The sequence below is a fragment of the Bacillus sp. FSL K6-0972 genome (assembly GCF_037976035.1).
GTDB lineage: Bacteria > Bacillota > Bacilli > Bacillales > Bacillaceae > Bacillus > Bacillus haynesii.
On sequence record NZ_CP150260.1, the window covers coordinates 1,583,969 to 1,607,473 of the forward strand.

The window sequence follows — 23,505 nt, forward strand, 5'->3', positions numbered from 1 at the left end:
CTATGGAAAATCAGGCGAAAAAACAAACGTTGATGAACCGGTTTTTTTATACTTCAGACCAAATCATTGAAAAGCCTTTTAACTGGGCGCAGATGTGGAGGCTGCTCAAATATTTAAAGCCTTACCGAAAGAATTTGCTGCCGCTGTCGTTTTTAACGGTCATGATCTCGGCGGCGATCCGGCTGGCGGTGCCGATTTTGATCGGCGTCTATGCGCTCGACCAGGCAATCGCAGGCCGGGATATGAATCTTCTTGTGATTCTGATCTCCGTCATCAGCGGATTATATCTTGTCAATTATGTTAGCAATGTGCTAAGAATTCGCTGGATGAACAAGCTTGGCCAACATGTCATTTATGATCTTAGACAGCATTTGTTTACGCATGTTCAGCGGCTGTCACACCGCTTTTTCGACGAGCGTTCGGCAGGCTCCATCCTTGTCCGGATCATGAATGACATCAATTCCTTGCAGGAACTGTTTACGAGCGGAGTCATCAATCTATTGATGGATGTCCTGCTTCTCTTTGGAATTATCGTCATTCTGTTTTCGCTCAGTCCTGAGCTGACCATCGCCATCATGGTGACGCTGCCTGTTATGTTCTTCATTTCTACCAATCTCAGAAGGAAAATTCGGCGATCTTGGCAAAAGGTGCGCTTAAAGCAGTCCAAGCTGAATTCCCATTTGAACGAAAGCATTCAAGGCATCCGGGTCACTCAGGCATTTACGCAGGAGAAAGAGAATATGATGTATTTTGAAGGCGTCAACAGTGAGAACTTTGAAGCCTGGCGGGAAGCGACGAAAAAAAATGCGACATTCCGCCCGCTTGTAGAAATGACAAATGCTGTCGGGACGGCCATTTTAATCTGGTACGGCTCAAGCTTGATTATCAATGAAACGATTACGATCGGTGTATTTGTATCGTTCGCCTTCTATCTCGGAATGTTCTGGGAGCCGATTTCAAGGCTCGGCCAAGTATACAACCAGCTGTTGATGGGGATGGCTTCGTCGGAGAGGATATTTGAATTTCTGGATGAAAAGCCGAGTGTTGCAGACAAGGAAGATGCGGTCAAAATAAAAGAATTAAAAGGCCGGATCGAATTTGAACAGGTGGAATTTTCTTATGACGGAAATCGAAAGGCGCTGCACAGCATTTCATTTGAGATACCGGCGGGATCATCGCTCGCGCTTGTCGGACATACAGGATCAGGGAAGACGACGATCGCAAATCTGATCAGCAGGTTTTACGATGCAACAGGCGGGACTGTCAAAGTGGACGGAATACCGATTACCGATATCTCGCTTTCCGATCTTCGTTCGCAAATCAGCATCGTACTGCAGGATACGTTTATTTTTTCCGGAACGATTATGGATAATATTCGTTTTGGCCGTCCAAACGCCGCCGATGAAGAAGTGATCGAAGCGGCAAAAGCTGTCGGAGCCGATTCGTTTATTTCAGCGCTTCCGCATGCATATGCCACAGAAGTGGAAGAACGCGGCAATGTATTATCTGCAGGTGAGCGGCAGCTCATTTCATTTGCGAGGGCTCTTTTGGCAGATCCCCGGATTCTGATCCTTGATGAAGCAACCGCAAGCATTGACACAGAAACGGAAGTCAAGATACAGGCTGCATTGAAAACCCTGCTCAATGGCAGAACGGCTATTATGATCGCTCACAGGCTTTCAACGATAAGGGATGCGGATAAAATCCTGGTTCTTGACCACGGCCGGAAAATAGAAGAAGGAAATCACCAGGATTTGATCGAAAAACGTGGAATGTATTATGAGCTGGTGAAAGCGCAGTATCAAATGTTTCAGCGAAAATGAAACCGTCCGCGGCCGCACGTTTTGAGAATGCGGCCGGGGCGTTTTTTTGAGAACAGTTGTGAAACATTTTAGGCCATTCTGCGTATAAACTGGTAATTCATTTTTTAAGGGGGATACATATGGAAACGAATTTAGAAACTGAAAAAGTGAAAAATCCGTCATTGCTCGGAATGATTACCCGTCCCGGAGAACAATTCGAGAGAATGAGAGAAAAGCCAGCTTTCTGGTTTCCGCTTGTCATTGTTTTAATCTTGTCGGTTACCGGAGGGTATATGCTGAGCGAAAAAACGGTGTTATCTTCCGATTTGTCGGAAATGCCGGTGGATGCTGAAACATTTCAAGCAGCTATGAAGGGAATCGGCATCGTCGGCGGGATCTTCGGCTTTGTGATTGCCTTGCTGATCAGCGCTTTAATCTATTGGCTGATTGTCAAAATCGGAAGAGGAACAACCAATTTTGTTCACATGTTTTCGCTGTCTGTTTTTACATATTTTATTGCGGCTATCGGGCAATTCATAGGCGGGCTTGTGATCTATTATTCAAATATTGATCCCACGATCATCGTCACGTCTTTAAACGGCATCATCCCGGCAGACGAGCCGCTCAAATCGGTATTAGGTGTATTTGATATTTTCACCATCTGGTCGCTCGCATTAGTTGCCCTGGGTCTCCAAAAGGTTGGGGGCATATCCAAAAAAGCGGCTTGGACCGGTGTGATCATTTTATTTGTGATCTCCATTCTGCTCGCTTTAACAGCCGGAATGGCGATCAATTTCTTCGATTCATTTGAAGGAGCAATGTAAATGAAAAAAATATGGATCGGCATCGTCATTGTTGGGGCTGCTGTGCTTTTTATCGGACTCAACCTCTACCGCTCGGTTCAAACGAGCGGAGGGGCTGAAACAGCGGTCCAAACCGTGCAATTGGAAGAAAAAGAGATTTCTTCTGAAGTCATGGTTCCGGGTACCCTTAAGTTTGCAAACGAACAATACAATTATTTTGAACCTGAAAAAGGAGAAATTGCAGACATCAAAGTAAAAGAAGGCGACAAGGTGAAAAAAGGAGATGTGCTTTTCACCTATACGAATGAAGAAATTCGCCTGGAAAAAGAGCAGAACGCCTTATCCATTCAATCGAAGGAGCTTCAGCTTGAACAGGTTAAGCGAAAAATCAGCAGCCTAAAAAACAAGGAAGACGAGCTGAAGGCTGAGCTCGGAGCGGAAAAAGCCAAGAGGCAAATGGATGACGAACGGTCACAGCTTGAAATGGAAGAAAAATCGCTCCAGCTAGAACTGAAACAAGCCGATCTGCAAAAGGAAACGCTCGAGAAGAAATCGGCAGCTCTGCAAGTGAAAAGCGGCATTGACGGGACGGTTATCACCGTTGACAAACAAGCCGCCGCAAAGCAATCGGATATTCAAAAGCCGGTTATACATATAGGCAACGAGGACAAGCTTGTCGTTAAAGGGGTGCTATCAGAGTATGACACATTGAAAGTGAAAAAGGGACAGAACGTGACCATCACTTCGGATGTCATCCAAAATAAAGAGTGGCGGGGCAGGATCTCACAAGTCGGATTGGTTCCCGAAGAAGAGGCGTCTGCAGGTGCCGCAGGAGGAAAGGAACAAGCTGTTCAATACCCATTTGAAGTCAAAATAAAAGGGGAGCGTCCTAAAGCAAAGCCCGGCTTTAACATGATTCTCAAAATCCAGACGGACAAAAGAATCATTCAGGCTCTTCCTGAAGATGCCGTCAAGCAGGATGATGATCAATCATACGTGTATGTCGTCAGAGACGGCAAGGCAAAACGGATCAATGTCAAAACCGGTGAGAAAGCAGATGGCGTCGTTGAAATTACCGATGGTCTGACGAACAAGGACCGGGTTATCGCAAACCCGGCCGAGGACATGAAAAGCGGAACGGAAGTGAAGCTTCAATGATTGAGCTTTCCCAAGTGAAAAAAAGCTACCAAATCGGAGGGGAAACCATTGATGTTCTCAGAGAGATCAATATGAAAATTGAAACGGGAGAATATCTGTCCATCATGGGGCCTTCCGGTTCGGGAAAATCGACGATCATGAACATTATCGGCTGTCTTGACCGCCCGACATCGGGTATTTACAGGCTGGACGGCGAGGATATTTCATCATATGGGGAAAGGGAGCTTGCCGGCGTCAGAAACCGTTTAATCGGTTTTGTTTTTCAGCAGTTTCAGCTTCTGCCGCGCCTGAATGCCATAAAGAATGTGGAGCTTCCGATGATTTACTCCGGCATTCCAAGAAAAGAGCGGCGGGAGCGGGCTGAACGGGCGCTTGAAAAAGTCGGGCTCAAGGACAGAATGCGCCATATGCCGAACGAGCTTTCCGGCGGCCAAAAACAGCGTGTAGCCATCGCAAGAGCGATCGTCAATGAACCTAAGCTGATATTGGCTGATGAACCGACCGGAGCGCTCGATACGAAAACAAGCCGGGACATCATGGAGCAATTCACCGAATTGAATGAGGAAGGTACGACGGTGGTGCTCGTGACCCACGAACCGGAGATTGCAGATTATACAAGCCGGATCATCATGGTGAGGGACGGTGTGATCGTCTCGCCGGAAACAGAGCGGAGGGGGACGGTGCAATGAATCTCATCGAAAACTTGAGAATGGCGTTAAGTTCCATCCTTTCCCATAAGCTGCGATCGATTTTAACAATGCTCGGAATCATTATCGGTGTCGGCTCTGTTATTGTCGTTGTCGCAGCGGGGCAAGGAGGAGAGCAGATGCTCAAGCAGACGATCAGCGGACCCGGCAACACGGTCGAAATCTATTATCAGCCCAGCAATGAAGAATTAACGGCCAATCCCAACGCCTATTTAGACGCCGGCTTCACCGAAGAAGACATCAGAAGTTTAAAGTCACTCGAAGGCGTGAAACATGTCGTTGCGAAAACAACCGAGTCCATGAATGTCCGCTTCCGGGATGAAAAAACGGATGCCGCTGTAAACGGCATTAATGACGGATATATCGGCATCAATTCGATGGAAGTCGAAAAGGGAAGAGAATTTTCAGAAGAGGACTACCATGCTGGAAGCAGGGTCGCCATCGTCTCGCCGAAGCTTGCGGAAGAACTGTTTTCTCAGCAGTCCCCGCTCGGCCGTGTCGTATGGATAAATGGCCAGCCTGTTGAAATCATCGGCGTATTGAAAGAAGAAACCGGGCTGCTTGCGTTGGGGATGAATGAGATGTATGTTCCGTATTCAATGTTAAAATCGTCATTCGGCATCAGTGATTATGACTCTGTCTCCGTTCAAGCTGAGTCTGCCGACCATCTGCAAGCCGTCGGAAAGCAGGCTGCAGCGGCCGTCAACAAGAATCACGGCACTACGGACTCTTATGAAGTGATGAACATGGAGGCCATAGCGACCGGAATCAGCCAGATCACAACGATTATGACGATGTTCATCGGCTCAATTGCAGGCATTTCTTTACTCGTTGGCGGGATCGGTGTCATGAATATTATGCTGGTGTCGGTCACTGAACGGACGAGGGAAATCGGGATTCGAAAATCGCTTGGTGCAACAAGAGGCCAGATTCTGATGCAATTTTTAATAGAATCGTCTTTGATCACGCTGATCGGCGGGGTGTTTGGCATCGGCCTCGGATACGGCGGAGCAGCCCTCGTATCGATTTTTGCCGGTTGGCCGTCGCTCGTTTCCTGGCAGGTGGTCCTCGGAGGCGTCCTGTTCAGCATGGCGATCGGGATTATCTTTGGCCTCATCCCGGCCAATAAAGCGGCCCGCCTTCATCCGATTGATGCACTGAGGTATGAGTAAAGCGTTAAGGGGCTAGCGGCAGCAGAGAAATATCCAAATGAAAGAGTGACCACATGCCGGTGCGTCAGACTATCGCAAGATCGAAACCGCCTCCCAAGGCGGTTTCTTATATGGGAAAATGAACTTTTCACTTCATAATGATAGACTTGAAAGTGCTGTGAAATGATCTTTATATGAAAAGGTATGTCAGAGGAATTTTAAAGTGGATGCAAATGTAGAAACAACATCGCAAGTAAAAAAACCGTCACTGCTCGGCATCATGACGAGTCCTGTCCGGCAGTTTGAAAGAATGAGAGAGAGACCTGCGATTTGGCTGCCGATGTTCATCGTGCTGGCGTTATCCGCCTTTTCAGTTTACTTGGTCTACCGGGAATTGAGTCAATCTCTTGGTTTGAATATCAATCCTGGTATGGCAGCGACCAGCAAGGTTTTTCAAACGCTCATATTTTTTGTTCTCAGCGCTTTAGTATTATGGCTGATCTCTAAAATAGGAAATGGAGAAACCAGTTTCATCTGCATGGTGTCTCTGTCTGTATTTGCTACTTTTGTAACTGCAATCAGAGATGTTCATTACTAGTTTAGTTTTTTACTTTTCGAATTCTCCAGTCGTGTTTCCGTTTGCATCGCTTGCTGGGTATATTCCGGCCGAAGAGCTCCTCTTGAGTGTCCTTGGGATGTTTGATTTGTTTACAATCTGGTCGTATGCATTAGTAGCTGTCGGCCTGCAAAAAGCTGCCGGCGCTTCAAAACGGGCATCATGGATCGGCGTTTCCGTTTTATTTGTATTCATGTTGGTGTTGTCTTATTTATCTGGCCTGTATCAAGTATTTATAGAAAATATTCAGTAAACGGGAACAGAATGCAGATTGTAAAACCTCATGCGCTGAGCATGAGGTTTTATCGTTGGTATCTGAATGATGTTTGAAAGAATAGATAATAATAATGTCACATATTTTTGCGGATTTTTATAGTTTATACAGTTTACAAACGGTACATATCACGTTAATATGTTGAAATGTGAAAGATTTTGATGGTTATTGAATGAATTTGAAAGATTTTTGTTGAGTTATGTCGAAAAAGCGTTTACAATGAAATTGTAAGCTAAATGAAGGCGTTTCCAAAAGGGGTGATAATGTGTTGACTCCCGAACGGCATCAGCTGATTATTGACGAGATTGAAAAGCACGATGTCGTGAAAATCCAGTACTTAATGAATTTAACGAATGCATCTGAGTCAACGATCAGAAGAGATTTGTCGACGCTGGAAGCCCGCGGATATTTAAAGCGTGTTCATGGAGGGGCATCAAGGCTTTCCGATATTCGTACCGAGCCTGACATGCTAGAGAAATCATCCAAAAACCTTCATGAAAAGAGAAAAATCGCTCAAGAAGCGGCCTCACTTCTTGAAGAAGGCGATTGTATCTACCTTGATGCCGGAACGACCACATTGCAAATGATCGATTTTATCGATCCAGAGATGGATATTATCGTTGTTACAAATGGAGTCATGCACATTGAGGCATTGGGTAAAAAAGGCATTACTTTTTATTTATTAGGCGGGTATGTGAAGTATAAAACCGGAGCGATCGTAGGCGGTTCGGCTTTATCAGCCATCAGCCAATACCGGTTTGACAAAAGCTTCATCGGCGTCAACGGCATTCATAAGGAAGCGGGGTTTACGACTCCGGATCCTGAAGAAGCGCTTTTGAAAACAAAAGCTGTCAACCAGGCGAAAAAAGCATTTATTTTAGCTGACGTTTCCAAGTTTGGGGAAATTTCATTTTCTGCCTTTGCCGGTTTAGACGAAGCAACTATCATTACAGCAGGATCTACAAAACATTCATTTGATAACTATCAAGAAAAAACTGTCGTAAAGGTAGTGAAAACATGATATACACTGTAACTCTCAACCCATCGGTCGACTATATTGTTCACGTTGAAGAATTTTCTGTAGGCGGGCTGAATCGTTCAGTCTATGACACGAAATATCCCGGAGGCAAAGGAATCAATGTCTCACGCGTTCTGAACAGACACCATGTACCTTCTAAAGTTCTCGGTTTTATCGGCGGTTTTACCGGGGGATATATCAAATCATTTCTCGAAGAAGAGAAGCTTGAAACGGCTTTTCATGAGGTGAATGGAGACACGCGCATCAATGTCAAATTGAAGACCGGGGATGAGACGGAAATCAACGGGCAGGGGCCGGTCATCAGCGAAGAAGACTTCGCGGCCTTTTTAGACCAGTTTTCAGCGATGAAAGAAGGGGACATTGTCGTATTGGCAGGAAGCATTCCTTCTTCATTGCCGCAGGACACATATGAAAAGATTGCAGAAAAGTGCAAAGAGCAAAATGTCCGGGTTGTCGTTGATATTTCGGGTGAGGCGCTCTTAAAAGCAGCAGAAATGAAGCCGCTTTTAATGAAACCGAACCATCACGAGCTCGGTGAAATGTTTGGGACAACCATCACTTCAGCGGAAGAAGCGGTGCCTTACGGAAAGAAACTCGTTGAACGCGGTGCCGAAAACGCGATCGTTTCCATGGCTGGAGAAGGCGCCCTTTTATTTACAAAAGACGGCGTCTACCATGCCAACGTACCTAAAGGAAAGCTCGTGAATTCAGTCGGCGCAGGAGACTCAGTGGTTGCAGGCTTTCTTGCAGGCATTGAAAAACAGCTCGACATCAAAGAAGCTTTTCGCTTAGGTGTCGCGTCAGGAAGCGCAACTGCCTTTTCAGAGGAGCTGGGAACGGAAGAGCTCGTTCACAAGCTGCTTCCGGAAGTTCAAGTCAAAGCGATTTAAAGGAGGAAAGGTTATGAAAATAACTGAGCTACTAACAAAGCATACGATCAAGTTAAACCTTGAGAGCAGCCAGAAAGAAAACGTTATCGAAGAACTCGTCAGCGTTTTGGATCAGGCGGGCAAGTTGAATGATAAAGAAGGCTACAAAGAAGCCGTGATCAACCGCGAGAAACAAAGTTCTACCGGTATCGGCGAAGGCATCGCCATCCCTCATGCGAAAACGGCAAGCGTCAAAGAGCCTGCGATCGCGTTCGGCCGTTCAAAAGGCGGCGTCGATTATGAATCCCTTGACGGCCAGCCAAGCCATCTCGTTTTCATGATCGCCGCTACAGACGGTGCAAATAACACCCATCTCGAAGCATTGTCAAGACTGTCGACTTTGCTTATGAGGGAAGAGATTCGCAAACAGCTGCTTGAAGCTTCATCTGAAGACGAAATCATCGACATCATCAATCAGCATGATAAAGATGATGAAGAAGAAGAGCAGGCCGAAGAGGCTCCTGCACCATCAGCAAAAGGAAAAATCCTTGCAGTTACAGCATGCCCGACAGGGATCGCCCACACGTTCATGGCTGCGGATGCTTTGAAAGAAAAAGCGAAAGAGCTCGGCGTTGATATCAAAGTTGAAACGAACGGTTCAAGCGGTATTAAAAATGGTCTGACGGCACAGGAAATCGAAGATGCGGTTGCGATCATTGTCGCCGCCGACAAACAGGTTGAAATGGAACGCTTTCAAGGCAAGCATGTCATTGAAGTACCTGTAACAGCAGGTATCAGACGTCCGCAAGAGCTGATTGAGCAGGCGCTGAAACAAGACGCGCCTATCTATCAGGGTAAAGGCGGCGGTTCATCCGCTTCAGAAGACGGAGCTGCCAAAGGAAAAGGCGGCGGTTTCTACAAACACTTGATGAGCGGTGTCAGCAACATGCTGCCGTTCGTCGTCGGAGGCGGGATCTTAGTTGCGATTTCGTTCTTCTGGGGAATTAACGCGACCAAACCGGGTGATCCCACTTATAATGAGTTCGCTGCAGTATTAAATAATATTGGCGGAACGAATGCACTTGGATTAATTGTCGCCGTATTGGCCGGATTTATCGCGATGAGCATTGCAGATCGTCCGGGATTTGCGCCTGGTATGGTCGGCGGTTTCATGGCGACACAAGCTGGCGCCGGTTTCTTAGGCGGCCTGATTGCCGGTTTCTTAGCTGGTTATATTGTTGTACTGTTGAAAAAAGTGTTCGCTGGTCTGCCGCAAGTGCTTGACGGATTAAAACCTGTGCTACTTTACCCGCTGTTTGGAATATTCTTGACTGGAATCATCATGCATTATGTTGTCAATACGCCTGTCAAGTTCATTATGGATGGTATGACACATTGGCTTGAAGGTCTTGGAACAGGAAACCTTGTCGTAATGGGTATTGTTTTAGGCGGTATGATGGCGATTGATATGGGCGGTCCGATCAACAAAGCGGCCTTTACATTCGGTATTGCGATGATTGAAGCTGGAAACTTTGGGCCTCACGCAGCCATCATGGCAGGCGGTATGGTGCCTCCGCTTGGAATTGCCCTTGCAACGACTTTCTTTAAAAATAAATTCTCAAAACGGGATCGCGAAGCCGGAATTACCAACTACGTGATGGGCTTGTCATTTATTACTGAAGGTGCGATTCCTTTTGCGGCCGCAGATCCGGCACGCGTCATTCCTTCTTGTATCATCGGATCAGCAGTTGCCGGCGGTTTGTCTCAATTTTTCCATGTCACACTGCAAGCGCCGCATGGCGGAATATTCGTTCTCTTCTTTACGACGAATCATGCGCTGCTGTATCTTCTCAGTATCTTGATCGGCGCGGTTGTGACAGCTTTGATTCTCGGCATCTTGAAAAAGCCGGTTCCAACTGAAAAATAAAGTGCTGAAAGTGCCACAAGGCTTCCCGCGTGGCACTTTCTTTTTTACTGTTTTTGCCGGAGTGAGCGCGAGGATTATGTATTCCGCGGGAACTTGTGATAAAGTATAGGAAAGCTTTTATTTTTGCATGTATGCTGTGACAGACTGTTTTTAGGAGGAAGCGTTTTGACTGAAGAAAAATCCACCAAAAATAAAAACTCTCTCTTTGAATGGGTAAAAGCCATTATTATTGCAGTCGTTCTGGCGTTATTGATCAGGGCATTTTTATTCGAACCGTATTTAGTCGAAGGTACATCAATGGACCCGACGCTGCACGACGGAGAGCGGCTGTTCGTCTATAAAACGGTTAAATACGTAGGCGAATTTAAGCGGGGAGATATCGTCATTATCGACGGCGATGAAAAAAATGTCCATTATGTAAAGCGCTTGATCGGCCTGCCGGGAGATACTGTGCAAATGAAAGATGACACGCTGTACATAAACGGGAAAAAGGTGTCTGAGCCGTATCTTTCGGAAAACAGAAAAGAGGCTGAAGCAGTCGGCGTCAAGCTGACGGGCGACTTTGGCCCTGTGAAGGTTCCGGAAGGCAAGTATTTCGTGATGGGGGACAACCGTCAGAGGTCAATGGACAGCCGGAACGGACTCGGACTGATTGATAAAAAACGAGTGGCCGGGACTTCACAATTTGTGTTTTTCCCGTTCAACGAAATCCGAAAAACAGACTGAAAAATGCCTGATGTCCATTTGGACAATCAGGCATTTTTGCTTGATTTATGCGGATAGTGATGCCAGCACTGCGATAAACAGTACGGTAACGAACACAGAGGCCATAATCAGAAGAACGCTGTACAAGATTCTGATTTCCGCGGCTTCTTTTCCCCGCTTTGACAGCATTCGTTTCGCCGCGATATGAACGAACACGTAAATCATGGCAATCCCGATGTAAAGCCCCAGATCACGTGCTGTAAAGCCGGTTATGGCAAGATAAACCCCTGCGAAAAAAATAAACATGCAGTATTCCGTCAAAGTGATAAGCTTCATGTTTTCCTCCGTCTAACGATCCGAGTTTTCTTCAAATATCACCTTTTTATAATATATCTTTTGCAGCCATCCCACAAGGAGGCCGAAGCCGATCAGCAGACAGGAAAATATAAAAAAGTCCGACGTCCACATATCAAACCCTTTAAAAAGCCCGATAGACATTGTAGAAATCACCATGGCCACTGACACGAAAAGCGCTTGGCGCGGCCTTGAATTGATCCATCTGATGATATCAGGGTCATCTTTCAATTTCATTATTCCTTCCCCCATTCTTCAATAATTGTAACATATTGTCACAAGGAAAGGGGAAGTAGGCGTTTTTTTAATATATTTTTCTTTCAAACTTTATCGTAAAAAAGCAAAGCATTTCTCTTGCGGAATTTTCGTGTTATACTCTTTTTAATGAAGTATAGATGGAGGATATTAAATGATAGCTGTTCAAAATGTCAGCTTGCGGTTTGCGGACCGGAAGCTGTTTGAAGATGTAAATATTAAGTTTACGCCCGGAAACTGCTACGGATTGATCGGAGCAAACGGTGCCGGAAAGTCCACTTTTTTGAAAATATTGTCAGGTGAAATTGAGCCTCAGACGGGCGAGGTCCATATGAGCCCGGGCGAGCGCCTTGCCGTCCTGAAACAGAACCACTTTGAGTATGAAGAGCATGAAGTGCTGAAAGTCGTGATCATGGGGCATAAACGCCTTTATGAAGTCATGCAGGAAAAAGACGCGATTTACATGAAACCTGATTTTTCAGATGAAGATGGAATCCGCGCCGCAGAGCTTGAGGGTGAATTCGCCGAGCTGAACGGCTGGGAAGCCGAAGGGGAAGCCGCGATTTTGTTAAAAGGCCTCGGCATTGCTGAAGAACTTCATACGAAGAAAATGGCTGATCTCGGCGGTTCCGAAAAGGTGAAGGTCCTCCTTGCACAGGCCCTGTTCGGAAAACCTGACGTCCTTCTTCTTGATGAGCCGACCAACCACTTGGATATTCAGGCGATCCAGTGGCTTGAAGAGTTTTTAATCAATTTTGAGAATACGGTTATCGTCGTATCGCATGACCGCCACTTTTTGAATAAAGTATGTACGCATATCGCCGACCTGGATTTTAACAAAATTCAAATTTATGTCGGAAACTACGATTTCTGGTATGAATCAAGCCAGCTTGCGCTTAAAATGAATCAGGAAGCCAATAAGAAAAAAGAAGAGCAGATCAAACAGCTCCAGGAGTTCGTCGCCAGATTCAGCGCCAACGCCTCAAAATCAAAGCAGGCGACATCAAGAAAAAAACTGCTTGAAAAGATTACGCTTGACGATATTAAACCGTCATCGCGCAAGTATCCGTATGTACATTTCACACCTGAACGCGAAATTGGAAACGATGTGCTTGTTGTCAAAGACCTCTCGAAAACGATTGACGGTGTCAAGGTGCTTGACTCGGTCAGCTTTATGATGAATAAAGAGGATAAAATCGCCTTTACAGGCCGGAATGAGCTTGCCTCTACTACGCTCTTTAAAATCCTTGCCGGGGAAATGGAGCCTGACAGCGGATCGTTTAAATGGGGCGTCACAACATCCCAGGCGTTTTTCCCGAAAGACAACAGCGAGTATTTTGAAAACAGCGATTTAAACCTTGTCGACTGGCTCCGCCAATTTTCGCCGCATGACCAAAGCGAAAGCTTCCTGCGCGGATTTTTAGGCCGGATGCTGTTCTCCGGGGAAGAAGTGCTGAAAAAAGCAAGTGTTTTGTCAGGGGGAGAAAAAGTCCGCTGCATGCTGTCCAAAATGATGCTGTCCGGCGCCAATGTGCTGATGCTTGATGAGCCGACCAACCATTTGGATCTCGAATCCATTACAGCGCTGAATAACGGTTTAATCAGCTTTAAAGGCGCCATGCTGTTTACATCTCATGACCATCAGTTTGTCCAAACAATCGCCAACCGGATCATCGAGATCACGCCAAACGGAATCGTCGATAAACAAATGAGCTACGACGAATTTTTGGAAGACAAAACGGTTCAGGACAAGCTTGCTGAACTTTACGCATAATGATAGAAAACCCGCCTTAAAAAGCGGGTTTTTTTATAAAAAGGAGATGGTTGCCGTGTCATGCCGAAAGGCTCTTGAGCAATATATTCAAGCAACTAACACACATGAGTTTGAGAATGTCAAAGCGCTCCTTCATCCCGACGCTGTGTACTGGTTCTCGGATCAAACGTGCTCGGGCTCTGAGGAAATTCAGCGTTATTTTGAAAACGCCTGGAAACTGATCGAAAATGAAGTATACAGCGCCAGTCATGTCAGCTGGATCACGGAAACAGACAAACAGGCCGTCTGTCTTTATACATACGAATGGAAAGGATTTTATAGAGGTGAACCGGTTCAAGGGGAAGGCCGTGCGACAAACGTATTTGTAAAGGACGAGTCAGGAAGCTGGAAACTGAAGCATGAACATTTAAGCAGTTTGCCCAAACCATGAGGAGGCGGAGCTTTGGACCGGCTTTTCAGCTGTTGCAGCCGCCATCTATGTACGGGAGAAGTCAGGAAGTGCTGGCGGTATGCGGACACAATATAAAAGGACCTCAGAAGTTTTCTGAGGTCTCAGCGTGTCGACAAACCCTCGCATTCGTTGTCAGGCTTGCGCGTCAGTGCTCACGAATAGAGGAAGGATCGGCAGATAACCGCCTAGGCGTCCTGCCTGAACGCCGCCGTCATCACATCCTGTGAAAGTCCGCTCCGATGCTCAGCCTTCCTAGACTGCAAGGGTTGCGGGTCACGCTGAAAGGATGACAAAATCCCAAAACAAAAGGTCGTTTTGGGATTTTCTCAACAATCTGGGACTTCAGAAGTTTTCTGAGGTCTTTTTTTGTGGAAGGCTTTATATCGCCCAGTTGCCGTTTCTGAAAATCGGCTCTCTTTTTCCGTCTGCTGTGATTCCGTCTATATTCATTTCTCCTGAACCGATCATGAAGTCAACATGTGTGATGCTTTCGTTTAATCCTTCTTTCGCCAGCTCCTCGCGCGACATCTGTTTTCCGCCTTCGATGTTGAATGCATATGCACTGCCGATCGCGAGGTGGTTTGAGGCATTTTCATCGAACAGCGTGTTGTAAAACAGAATATTGGACTTGGAAATCGGCGAATCGTGGGCAACGAGCGCAATTTCGCCTAAGTAGTGTGAACCCTCATCGGTTTCGATCAGCTCTTTTAAAATTTCTTCACCTTGTTCAGCTTTGACATCTGTGATCCGTCCGTTTTCAAATGTCAGTGTAAAGCCGTCGATCAAATTGCCGCCGTAGCTTAACGGTTTCGTGCTTGAAACGGTGCCGTTCACCCCGTCTTTTTTCGGAGCGGTGAATACTTCCTCTGTCGGCATATTGGCCATGAACTCGACACCGTTTTCGTTAGTGCTTCCGGCGCCGACCCACAGGTGCTTCTCAGGAAGCTCGATCGTCAAATCTGTTCCCTTTGCTTGGTAATGAAGGGCATGATAATGCTTGTCATTTAAGACGCTTACTTTATCGCGCAAAGTCTGATCGTGGTCTTTCCACGCCTGAACAGGATCTTCACGGTCGACGCGGGTCGTTTTGAAAATCTCATTCCACAGCTTTTGCACCGCTGTCTCTTCATCTGCGTCAGGGAATACTTTTTTCGCCCAGGCCGGCGAAGGTGCTGCGACGACAGTCCAGCTGACTTTATCCGACTGAATCATTTGCCTGTATGTATGCATCGCCTTTCCGGCCGCTTTTTGCTGGGCTGCGATTTTTTTGGAATCGATGCCTTTCAAAAGATCAGGACTTGAAGAGACAATGGAAATAAAAGCGGCGCCTTCCTTGGCGAGCGTCTCCAGACCTTTCGCTTCCCATTCAGGGAACTCTTCAAAGGCTTCCGCAGGGGCCAGCTCATATTTCAGCCTTGTCACCTCATCATCCTGCCAGCGGACCGTCACGTTTTTTGCCCCTCTCTCATAGACGCTTTTGACGAGAAGCCGGGCAAAATCGCGTACTTCTGTTGACGCGTTGATGACGACTTGCTGTCCTTTTTGAACGTTTACACCGACTTCGGCCACAAGCTTCGCATATTTGCTCAGTTTATCAGTAAACGAATTCATTGGCAAAACCTCCTTTATTGTCCATAACATCATATCAAATATTTGATTGAAAAGAAAAAAAGACGCAGCCCCGTTCAGGCTGCATCTTTTTTAACGGTTGATTTTGGCCGTTTGGCCGGGGGGCGAGCTTGGCATGTTGGCAAGGGAGATGCTCATCCCCCCGAGAATAATACCGCTTAAAATAACGGTGATGGCCAGGCGTCTTCCCATATCTCTAAGCATGTTCTTCCTCCTTATCGTTTCTCCATTCCTCACGATATGAAAGAAGTCGGGAAAAAAGACGCGAAAATAAAAATTATTTAGCCGCTTTTTGCAATTTATCGATCACTTCGAGAGAACGACCCGTTCCAATGGCGACAGATTCAAGCGGATTTGCAGCAACATGCACGGGCACAACGATTTCCTGTGACAGCCATTCTTTGATGCCGTTCAAAAGCGCGCCTCCTCCGGTTAAAATCACACCCCGGTCGACAATGTCTCCGCTCAGCTCCGGAGGACAGTCTTCAAGCGTCGCTCTGATGGCTTCGATAATATGAAGGAGCGATTCGCGCATCGCTTTCTGAATCTCTTTTGATTCCAGGGTAATCGTTTTCGGCAGGCCTGTGACAAGGTCGCGCCCTCTGACTTCCATCGTTTTCGTCTCATGGTCAATCAATGCGTAGCCGATCTCAATCTTGACTTCTTCGGCCGTCCGTTCACCGATCAGCAGGTTGTATTTTTTTCTGACGAATGACACGATGTCTTCATCAAGCTGATCGCCGCCAATCCGGATCGAATGGCACGAGACAACGCCTCCGAATGAAATGATTGCCACTTCTGTCGTGCCGCCGCCGATATCGACAACAACGTTTGCGACAGGTTCATCGACAGGCAGATCTGCGCCGATGGCGGCGGCGACAGGCTCCTCTATCAAATGGACTTGTTTGGCTCCGCAGTTTTTGACAGCATCGCTGATCGCACGCCTTTCAACGGCTGTTGAGCCGGACGGCGTGCAGACGACGACGCTCGGCTTTCTGAACGTAAAGCCGATGTTCTTTCCGGCTTTTTTCATAATCTGCTTCAAGAGGTCTGTCGTCATGTCATAATCGGCGATGACTCCGTCTTTCATCGGCCTGACCGCGACGATTTTTCCCGGTGTTTTCCCGATCATGTTTTTGGCCTCTGTGCCGACCGCCAATACGCTCTTTGTTTCCGTATCCACGGCGACAACGGAAGGCTCATTTAAAATGATTCCTTTGTTTTTGCTGTAAACCAATATGTTAGCTGTGCCTAGATCAATTCCGATCTCGGTTGTTTGAAACATGTTTTCACCCAATCTCTATTTAAAATTTTTCCGAAAAACGAAATTTTCTTTGTGCTGAAAAAATGAATTTCATTTAAATTTTCTCAAATGATCGGCGGTTTGTGGGGGTTTGTGACGATTTTGAAACCAATCTGTAAAATGCTGTCCTCATATTTACATGATGAGAAAATTATTTCATTTTTATGACCGAATTTTTGTCGAAGAAACGCTTGATAAGGGAAACCTTTTTCATTCTTCGTTCGTCTATCGTTATGCTAAGACAATATCTTAGAAAAATAGAAACAATAGAGGAAGTAGGCGAAAGTTGTGAAAGCAATAGGAGTTGTGAGAAAAGTAGACGAACTCGGCCGGATCGTGATGCCGATTGAATTGAGAAGAGCTTTGGATATCTCGATCAAGGACAGCATCGAATTCTTTGTCGACCAAGATAAAATTGTCCTGAAAAAATATAAACCCCACGGTGTGTGCCTGATGACCGGTGAAATCACTTCTGAAAACCGCGAGTATGGAAATGGAAAAATTACGCTGAGTCCTGAAGGAGCCGAATTGCTTTTGGAAGAAATCAATGCTGCCTTAAACGTAGTGAAAGCATAAGATTCTACGCTCTTCATCAGAAGGGCTTTTTCTTGCACCAGCAGCAGATAAAACCGCCGTCACTGAAAAATTCAGCCATAGAGACGATAAATACTTCGAACAATCCTCTCAAATGTGGTGTAAAGAATGTTACAATTGACTGAGAAATACAAGTGGCAGGTGGGGGTATGAAAAGATATCAAGGACGAATCATTGCAACCGTGCTGGCAATGACTTTTATCATGTTTTGGAATTTTTTATTCTATGGGGTGTTGGGAAATAAAATCAATTGGACGGTTGATCTGCTGTTTACGCTGGTGACATTAATCAGCGTTTGGTGGCTCACGCTTTATATCGATGAGTCAAATCAGCTTGTCTATAAATTGAAGGAAAGCGAAAAGAAATATAAAGAGCTTTCCTCAGAAACCAACCGCATCATGGATAACCTTCAGGAAATCGTCTTTCAGACGGACCGAATAGGATATATAACATTTTTGAATCAGGCGTGGACATCCTTGACCGGATACAGTGTTGAACAGAGCCTTGGAACGATGTACAACGATTATTTCGATCATGAAGATCGGATTTCGAATCACCTGATCGCCCAGCTGAAGAACAAGGAGCCGGAAGGAAGGATCGAGGTGCTCTACCATCGTAAAGACGGGAGCAAGTTCTGGGGCGAAGTTCACTATAAACTTTATTATAAAAACGGTCAATTTACGGGCAGCTTGGGAACGCTGACTGATGTGACAGAACGGAAAAAAGCGGAGATGGAACTGTTCAAGTCGAATCAGCGGCTGGCCATGCAGTCTCAGAAGCTGGCGATGGCCGGGCAGCTCGCCGCGGGAATCGCTCACGAAGTCAGGAACCCGCTGACATCTGTAAACGGATTTTTGCAGCTGATGAAAGCGGAATATCCTGACCGGAAAGATTACTTTGACATTATTTTCTCTGAGATTAAACGAATCGATTCTGTGCTCGGAGAACTGCTTGTACTGGCTAAACCGCACCAGGTTCAATTTAAAAAGATCAAAATCAATTCGGTTCTTCAGCAGGTAGCAACGCTTCTTGAGACCAACGCCGTGCTTTCCCACATTAAGATCGAAAAAGCGTTTCAGCACGGGGAGGAGTGGGAAATAAACGGTGATGAAAATCAAATCAAACAGGTATTCATCAATTTAATTAAAAACGGAATAGAAGCGATGCCTGACGGCGGGAAAATCACGATTTCCTCGGAGGCAGAAGGGGACTATGTGAAAATCAGCATCAAAGACGAAGGCGGCGGGATTTCCCAAGCCGATTTGGCAAAGCTCGGGGAGCCTTTCTTCTCAACAAAAGAAGAAGGTACAGGTCTTGGGCTGACGATTTGCCTGAATATCATCGGCGCTCACAACGGTGAAATGAAAATCGACAGCGAATTGGGCGAGGGAAGCACATTCCACATTTTGCTTCCGATCGACAAAGGTGCGGCATCCGAAGAGAACGACATACAGCAAGGATGCTGCAGCCGCGCAACGATAAAATAAAGAGGAAAAATTCCACTTCATATGATAGAATTTGTTCAAGATTGACCCATGGAGGAATTACCGATGAAAAAAGAATTTGCAGTAATTGGACTCGGCCGGTTCGGCGGCAGCATTTGCAAAGCATTGAGTGAAGAAGGGCTTGAGGTAATGGCGATCGACAGAGATGAAGATCGCGTAAACGAATACGCCAAAATTGCTTCACACGCTGTGATAGGAGACACAACAGACGAATCTGTGCTGAAAAACCTTGGACTGCGCAATTTTGACCACGTCATTGTAGCGATCGGAGAGAACATTCAAGCGAGCATTTTGACAACGCTGATCTTGAAAGAGCTTGGTGTGAAAATGATTACCGTAAAAGCTCAAAACGATTATCATGAAAAAGTATTATCCAAAATCGGAGCGGACCGGATTGTTCATCCGGAGCGTGAAATGGGAAAAAGAATCGCCCACAACATCGTCTCCAACAATGTGCTTGATTATCTTGAACTTTCTGATGAACACAGCCTTGTCGAAATCGCAGCGAACGGCAAACTAGCCGGAAATACGCTGCTTGACCTTGATATCCGGGCCAGATACGGAATTAATATTGTCGCGATCAAGCGGGGGAAAGAAGTCATCGTATCTCCGCTTGCCACTGAAGAGATTCAGAAGGACGATATTTTAATCGTCATCGGCTCAAATCCTGACATTGAGAGATTTGAAAAGAAAGTCTTTCAACATTAAAATGCCATCGATCAGCCGCGGGAACCCCACAGCCCGCGGTTTTTTTTATCTTTTCATTGACTGTTCCAAGCGATTCGGCTACGATATTGAACCATATACATATAAAAAAGAGAGGGGACATATACCTTTGGACAAAGAGATGTTCATTCGCCGGCTTGGCGCCGCCAGTCATCGCAAAAAAGCGGATACTGTAATTAAAAACGGAAAGGTCATGGATGTTTTTAATCAGGAATGGTTAGAGACGGACATAGCCATCACAGACGGGGCCATCGTCGGTTTGGGCGATTATGAGGGGGAGAATACGATTGACGCTGAGGGACAAATGATCGTTCCCGGCTTTATCGACGGTCATGTCCATATTGAGTCTTCAATGGTGACGCCGCCCGAATTTGCCAAAGCGGTGATTCCCCACGGTGTGACAACCGTTGTCACCGATCCTCACGAGATCGCGAATGTCTCAGGTGTGAAGGGTCTTGAGTTCATGCTGGAGCAGGCTGAAATGACCAGGCTGAACATTCATTTTATGCTCCCTTCTTGTGTACCCGCGGCACCATTTGAAAAATCGGGTGCAGTTTTGAACGCTGCGGATTTACATCCTTTTTACAGCCGCGAAGAGGTGCTCGGGCTTGCGGAAGTAATGGACTATGTGGCCGTTGAAGCCGGAGAGCCGGATATGGTGCAAAAGCTCATTGATGCCCATAAAGCTGGCAAGCGGATCGACGGACATCTGGCCGGCTTGTCAGCCGGGTTTGTCAATGTCTACAGAGCGGCGGGCGTGCTTACAGACCATGAGGTCACAACACCTGAAGAGGCGCTTGAACGGGTCAGAAGAGGAATGTACGTCATGCTGAGAGAAGGGTCTGCGGCAAAGAATACGCGTCGTGTTTTGCCAGCGGTCAACGAGAAAAATGCGAGACGCTTCTTTTTCTGTACGGATGATAAGCATTTGGATGAACTGGTCGATGAAGGTAGCATTAACCACCAGGTCAAGCTTGCCATTCAAGAGGGACTTGACCCGTTTCTTGCATATCAAATGGGCAGCATGAATGCAGCAGAATGCTTCGGGTTAAAGACGAAGGGAGCGGTTGCCCCGGGTTATGATGCGGACCTTCTTTTCATCAGCGATTTTGAGAACGTCAGCATTTCAAAGACGATGATTAACGGCGTGATCTGGAGCGGGACAGAACAAAGCGAATGGACGGGCAGCAAAGCGGCAGCCGTTCTGCTCCGATCTGTGCATCTTTCTGAGTTACATGAGGATGATCTGCAAATTCCGATCGTTCAAGGTAATGAAATCAGGGTCATTGACATTATCCCCAATCAGCTTGAAACAAAGCTGTCCTTAGCCAAGCCGAAAAGCGGGGCTTTTTTTCAGCCGGATCTGGAAAGCGATCTGTTGAAAATTGCAGTGATTGAGCGCCATCGCGGCGTTAAAGGAATCGGACTCGGCGTTGTCAGGGGCTTCGGTTTAAAAGAAGGCGCCATCGCGACAACGATTTCTCATGATTCCCACAATTTAATCGCCGTCGGTACAAATGATCAAGACATTTTAAAAGCGATTGAACGTCTCGGAGAAATCGGAGGAGGCCTCACCATTGCAAAAGGAGGGAAGGAGCTTCAATCCGTCGCCTTGCCGATCGCCGGCCTCTTGTCGGACAAACCGCTTGAGGCGGTAAACGAAAGCTTGAAATCTCTCCATGCTGCATTAACAGAGACAGGATTTTCAGGAATGTTTAATCCTTTTCTGACGCTTTCTTTTTTAGCGCTACCGGTTATTCCCGACATTAAAATGACGACGGAAGGATTGTTTGATGTTAAAGCGTTCAGGCATATCCCGGTTCAACCATAAAAAAACGGATGCCCCTTCGGGGTGCATCCGTTTTTTGCTGAATCCGCGATCAGACTTCCATAATAATCGGAAGGATCATCGGCCGGCGTTTTGTTTTTTCATAGAGGAAAGGAGCGAGCGTGTCTGTGATCTCGTTCTTAATTTCAGACCACTGTGTCGTTTTGCGCTCCATCACTTTTTTAAGGTGTCCTGAAATCAGTTCCTGGGCATCATTGATTAAATCACCGGATTCTCTCATATAGACAAATCCTCTGGAAATTAAGTCAGGCCCTGCGGACACTTTGAATTCTTTCATGTTGATGCTGACAACGACAATGACAAGCCCTTCTTCGGAAAGAATCCGGCGGTCGCGAAGCACAATATTGCCGATGTCGCCGATGCCGCTTCCGTCAATATAAACATTGCCTGACGGGATTTTACCGGCGACTGAGGCTTCTTCGCTTGTCAAAGCAAGCACTTCGCCGTTGTCCATAATAAAGCAGTTTTCCTCAGGGATTCCGCAGTCTGTCGCCAGTTTAACATGCATTTTCTGCATTCTGTATTCACCGTGAATCGGCATGAAAAACTTTGGCTTGATGAGGCGGAGCATCAGCTTTTGCTCTTCCTGTCCGCCGTGTCCTGATGTATGAATGTTAGTCACAGCTCCGTGGATGACATCGGCACCCGCCCGGTAAAGCTGGTTGATCGTGCGGCTGACGCTGATCGTATTGCCCGGGATCGGAGATGATGAAAATACGACCGTATCCCCGGGAATGATTGAGATTTGCCGGTGTGTGCCGTTTGCAATTCGAGATAGTGCAGCCATCGGTTCGCCTTGGCTTCCGGTACAGAGAATCGTCACTTTGCCGGCAGGCAGCCTGTTGATTTCATTCGCTTCAACAAAAGTATTTTTCGGACACTTAATATACCCGAGCGTTTGACCGATTTCAATCGCCGACTCCATGCTTCGTCCAAATACGGCAACTTTCCGTCCGTTTGCAACAGCTGCTTCGATCACCTGCTGCAGGCGGTGGATGTTTGACGCGAAGGTTGCGAAGATGATCCGGCCTTCGACTTTTCGGAAAATATCATCAATGCTTTCTCCGACTTTGCGCTCTGACATCGTGAAATCAGGGATTTCACTGTTTGTGCTGTCTGAAAGCAGGCAGAGCACGCCTTCTTTTCCGATTTCGGCCATCTTGGTCAAGTTGGCGGGTTCGCCTACCGGTGTAAAATCGAATTTAAAGTCACCGGTATGTACGATGTTTCCTTGCGGTGTTTTTACGACAATCCCGTATGAGTCCGGAATGCTGTGGGTCGTCCTAAAAAAAGAAACCGACGTTTTTCTGAATTTGACGATATCGTCTTCTTCAATGATATGAAGCTTTGTTTGGCGCAGCAGACCGTGCTCTTCAAGCTTCTTCCTGAGAAGGCCGATGGCGAGCTGTCCGCCGTAAACTGGAATGTTCACCTGTTTGAGCAGGTACGGAATTCCGCCGATGTGGTCTTCGTGTCCGTGCGTAATAAAAAGACCTTTAATTTTTTCTTCGTTTTTGACTAAATAAGTGTAGTCGGGGATGACATAGTCGATTCCGAGAAGCTCGTCTTCCGGAAACTTAATCCCCGCATCGATGAGCACGATCTCGTCCTGGAACTGGACCCCGTACGTGTTTTTGCCGATTTCCCCAAGTCCTCCAAGGGCAAATACAGCCGTTTGATCATTTTTAACAAATTTCATTCATTCATAACTCCAATACTTTAAAATTTTCGCTTTGCTTTTCATATTCTAAAAAAGCGCCTTCAACTTGCTGTATAAACTCAATATTGTAGTTGTTTTGTTTTAATTTAGATCTGACTTCACGTTCAGATTGAGCTTCCACAAAAATTGAATCTGTTTTTTCACGAACAGGTACTTCGTCATTGCTTGCTTGATAAAATACCTTATAGATCATCCAAATCTCTCCTTAACTGCCGATTGTTAGACTCATCTTTCTATTATATTCGAAATTGCCTCATAAGAAAAGCGCCTGAGAAAAAAAGGACCCTTCCACAC

At 46.3% G+C, this 23,505-nt stretch carries 24 protein-coding genes; 17 read left to right on the forward strand and 7 right to left on the reverse strand.

Annotated features, from left to right (window positions below; genetic code table 11):
- Positions 1 to 2: 2 nt before the first annotated feature.
- From MKX80_RS08070 to lepB, 11 genes are all read left to right on the forward strand, one after another.
- Positions 3 to 1,823: an ABC transporter ATP-binding protein gene (locus tag MKX80_RS08070; protein WP_268316476.1), complete on the forward strand. Its 1,821-nt coding sequence runs from the start codon at positions 3 to 5 to the stop codon at positions 1,821 to 1,823.
- A gap of 119 nt (positions 1,824 to 1,942) precedes the next feature.
- A complete protein-coding gene (locus MKX80_RS08075; protein ID WP_154995909.1) occupies positions 1,943 to 2,626 on the forward strand; it encodes a Yip1 family protein in 684 nt (227 codons plus the stop codon).
- Positions 2,627 to 3,763 (forward strand): efflux RND transporter periplasmic adaptor subunit, encoded by a 1,137-nt coding sequence (locus MKX80_RS08080; RefSeq protein ID WP_154995907.1) that lies wholly within the window; start codon positions 2,627 to 2,629, stop codon positions 3,761 to 3,763.
- Positions 3,760 to 4,452: an ABC transporter ATP-binding protein gene (locus MKX80_RS08085; RefSeq protein WP_182070742.1), complete on the forward strand. Its 693-nt coding sequence runs from the start codon at positions 3,760 to 3,762 to the stop codon at positions 4,450 to 4,452. Before MKX80_RS08080 ends, MKX80_RS08085 begins: the two co-directional genes overlap by 4 nt.
- A complete protein-coding gene (locus MKX80_RS08090) occupies positions 4,449 to 5,642 on the forward strand; it encodes an ABC transporter permease (protein WP_182070741.1) in 1,194 nt (397 codons plus the stop codon). Before MKX80_RS08085 ends, MKX80_RS08090 begins: the two co-directional genes overlap by 4 nt.
- A gap of 202 nt (positions 5,643 to 5,844) precedes the next feature.
- Positions 5,845 to 6,219: a Yip1 family protein gene (locus MKX80_RS08095; protein WP_261763637.1), complete on the forward strand. Its 375-nt coding sequence runs from the start codon at positions 5,845 to 5,847 to the stop codon at positions 6,217 to 6,219.
- 106 nt (positions 6,220 to 6,325) lie between these two features.
- A complete protein-coding gene (locus tag MKX80_RS08100) occupies positions 6,326 to 6,490 on the forward strand; it encodes a hypothetical protein (RefSeq protein WP_244958294.1) in 165 nt (54 codons plus the stop codon).
- A 286-nt stretch (positions 6,491 to 6,776) separates the two neighbouring features.
- On the forward strand, positions 6,777 to 7,532 hold the full coding sequence (locus MKX80_RS08105) for a DeoR/GlpR family DNA-binding transcription regulator (protein WP_154999107.1): 756 nt from the start codon (positions 6,777 to 6,779) through the stop codon (positions 7,530 to 7,532).
- Positions 7,529 to 8,440, forward strand: coding sequence for a 1-phosphofructokinase (gene pfkB / locus MKX80_RS08110; RefSeq protein WP_075753044.1), 912 nt, complete (start codon positions 7,529 to 7,531; stop codon positions 8,438 to 8,440). Before MKX80_RS08105 ends, pfkB begins: the two co-directional genes overlap by 4 nt.
- 13 nt (positions 8,441 to 8,453) lie before the next feature.
- Positions 8,454 to 10,346 (forward strand): PTS fructose transporter subunit IIABC, encoded by a 1,893-nt coding sequence (locus tag MKX80_RS08115; protein ID WP_154999108.1) that lies wholly within the window; start codon positions 8,454 to 8,456, stop codon positions 10,344 to 10,346.
- Between the two features lie 165 nt (positions 10,347 to 10,511).
- Complete coding sequence (gene lepB, locus MKX80_RS08120; protein ID WP_043928613.1) at positions 10,512 to 11,072, forward strand: signal peptidase I; 561 nt, start codon at positions 10,512 to 10,514, stop codon at positions 11,070 to 11,072.
- A 45-nt stretch (positions 11,073 to 11,117) separates the two neighbouring features.
- Here the strand turns inward: lepB and MKX80_RS08125 are convergent, their stop codons facing one another.
- Both MKX80_RS08125 and MKX80_RS08130 read right to left on the reverse strand, forming a co-directional pair.
- Positions 11,118 to 11,387, reverse strand: a complete 270-nt coding sequence (locus tag MKX80_RS08125; RefSeq protein ID WP_003181365.1) for a hypothetical protein — start codon at positions 11,385 to 11,387, stop codon at positions 11,118 to 11,120.
- A gap of 12 nt (positions 11,388 to 11,399) precedes the next feature.
- The gene (locus tag MKX80_RS08130; RefSeq protein ID WP_075753038.1) at positions 11,400 to 11,642 is read right to left on the reverse strand and encodes a hypothetical protein; all 243 of its coding nucleotides are present in this window, start codon (positions 11,640 to 11,642) and stop codon (positions 11,400 to 11,402) included.
- Positions 11,643 to 11,814: 172 nt separating this feature from the next.
- On the opposite strand from MKX80_RS08130, the gene MKX80_RS08135 reads away from it, so the two are divergent.
- Together MKX80_RS08135 and MKX80_RS08140 are read left to right on the forward strand one after the other, a co-directional pair.
- Positions 11,815 to 13,434, forward strand: coding sequence for an ATP-binding cassette domain-containing protein (locus tag MKX80_RS08135; protein WP_339228324.1), 1,620 nt, complete (start codon positions 11,815 to 11,817; stop codon positions 13,432 to 13,434).
- A 55-nt stretch (positions 13,435 to 13,489) separates the two neighbouring features.
- Positions 13,490 to 13,864 (forward strand): nuclear transport factor 2 family protein, encoded by a 375-nt coding sequence (locus MKX80_RS08140; protein WP_154999110.1) that lies wholly within the window; start codon positions 13,490 to 13,492, stop codon positions 13,862 to 13,864.
- Between the two features lie 399 nt (positions 13,865 to 14,263).
- On the opposite strand, the gene MKX80_RS08145 is transcribed toward MKX80_RS08140, so the two are convergent.
- The 3 genes from MKX80_RS08145 to mreBH form a co-directional block, all read right to left on the reverse strand.
- Positions 14,264 to 15,496 (reverse strand): aminopeptidase, encoded by a 1,233-nt coding sequence (locus tag MKX80_RS08145; protein ID WP_182070738.1) that lies wholly within the window; start codon positions 15,494 to 15,496, stop codon positions 14,264 to 14,266.
- A gap of 90 nt (positions 15,497 to 15,586) precedes the next feature.
- On the reverse strand, positions 15,587 to 15,718 hold the full coding sequence (locus MKX80_RS08150; protein WP_003181378.1) for a protein YkpC: 132 nt from the start codon (positions 15,716 to 15,718) through the stop codon (positions 15,587 to 15,589).
- 73 nt (positions 15,719 to 15,791) lie between these two features.
- A complete protein-coding gene (mreBH, locus tag MKX80_RS08155; protein WP_003181381.1) occupies positions 15,792 to 16,799 on the reverse strand; it encodes a rod-share determining protein MreBH in 1,008 nt (335 codons plus the stop codon).
- 306 nt (positions 16,800 to 17,105) lie between these two features.
- Between mreBH and MKX80_RS08160 the strand changes: the two genes are divergently transcribed.
- The 4 genes from MKX80_RS08160 to ade all read left to right on the forward strand — a co-directional run bounded on the left by MKX80_RS08160 (position 17,106) and on the right by ade (position 21,473).
- The gene (locus MKX80_RS08160; protein WP_154999112.1) at positions 17,106 to 17,393 is read left to right on the forward strand and encodes an AbrB/MazE/SpoVT family DNA-binding domain-containing protein; all 288 of its coding nucleotides are present in this window, start codon (positions 17,106 to 17,108) and stop codon (positions 17,391 to 17,393) included.
- A gap of 167 nt (positions 17,394 to 17,560) precedes the next feature.
- Entirely contained in the window at positions 17,561 to 18,898 is a 1,338-nt protein-coding gene (locus tag MKX80_RS08165; RefSeq protein WP_154999113.1) for an ATP-binding protein, read from the forward strand.
- Between the two features lie 63 nt (positions 18,899 to 18,961).
- The gene (locus MKX80_RS08170; RefSeq protein ID WP_020451237.1) at positions 18,962 to 19,624 is read left to right on the forward strand and encodes a TrkA family potassium uptake protein; all 663 of its coding nucleotides are present in this window, start codon (positions 18,962 to 18,964) and stop codon (positions 19,622 to 19,624) included.
- Between the two features lie 127 nt (positions 19,625 to 19,751).
- Positions 19,752 to 21,473, forward strand: a complete 1,722-nt coding sequence (gene ade / locus MKX80_RS08175; RefSeq protein WP_154999114.1) for an adenine deaminase — start codon at positions 19,752 to 19,754, stop codon at positions 21,471 to 21,473.
- A 49-nt stretch (positions 21,474 to 21,522) separates the two neighbouring features.
- Here the strand turns inward: ade and rnjA are convergent, their stop codons facing one another.
- Together rnjA and MKX80_RS08185 are read right to left on the reverse strand one after the other, a co-directional pair.
- Positions 21,523 to 23,190 carry a ribonuclease J1 gene (gene rnjA, locus MKX80_RS08180; protein WP_154999115.1) on the reverse strand — a complete coding sequence of 556 codons (1,668 nt, stop codon included), beginning with the start codon at positions 23,188 to 23,190 and terminating at the stop codon, positions 21,523 to 21,525.
- A gap of 4 nt (positions 23,191 to 23,194) precedes the next feature.
- Entirely contained in the window at positions 23,195 to 23,404 is a 210-nt protein-coding gene (locus tag MKX80_RS08185; protein WP_154999116.1) for a DNA-dependent RNA polymerase subunit epsilon, read from the reverse strand.
- Positions 23,405 to 23,505: the final 101 nt, after the last annotated feature.